This window comes from Brevundimonas sp., assembly GCF_046293315.1.
Classification (GTDB): domain Bacteria; phylum Pseudomonadota; class Alphaproteobacteria; order Caulobacterales; family Caulobacteraceae; genus Brevundimonas.
Genome location: NZ_JBKBPF010000130.1, coordinates 1 through 514 on the forward strand (window position 1 = coordinate 1; position 514 = coordinate 514).

General features: G+C 69.8%; 1 pseudogene. It reads right to left on the minus strand.

Annotated features, from left to right (window positions below):
- Nucleotides 1-330 precede the first annotated feature (330 nt).
- Nucleotides 331-514, minus strand: a pseudogene (locus ACK4SE_RS14385) (hypothetical protein); the annotation flags it as partial.

The window sequence follows — 514 nt, forward strand, 5'->3', positions numbered from 1 at the left end:
GCGGCCGATCGGGATTAAGCGCGGGCTCGGACATGCGGCCCAAACCTAGCCTCGGGTGGTTAACCCCCGGTGTCGCAATGACTCGTCAAGATTGGGGAGAGGTTAGCGATCCTCCCCTGCGCAGCGGGGGAGGGGGACCGCCGCAGGCGGTGGAGGGGGCAAGCCGTAGACGCCGCGCTTGTATCCGCCCCCACCACCATGCTGCGCATGGTCCCCCTCCCCCGTAAACGGGGGAGGATTAAGGCGCGGATGCTCAGCCTTGCCGCCCCTACCCGGCCTCGCCCTGACGGCCTCAGCCACCCTCCCCGGGACGGGGAGGAATTAGAAGCGCTATGCCGCCTGGGCGCCGCGGCGGGCGCGCCAGAAGCGCAGGGTGCGCAGGGCGGCTTCACGGTTCAGGTCGCCGTACATGCGGGCATAGGCGCGGGCCTTGCCCATGGCGTCGCCGTCCTGGTTCAGCAGGACCATGGCGTAGGTCAGGAACAGGGCGCGATCCAGGTCGGCGGCCTTGCAG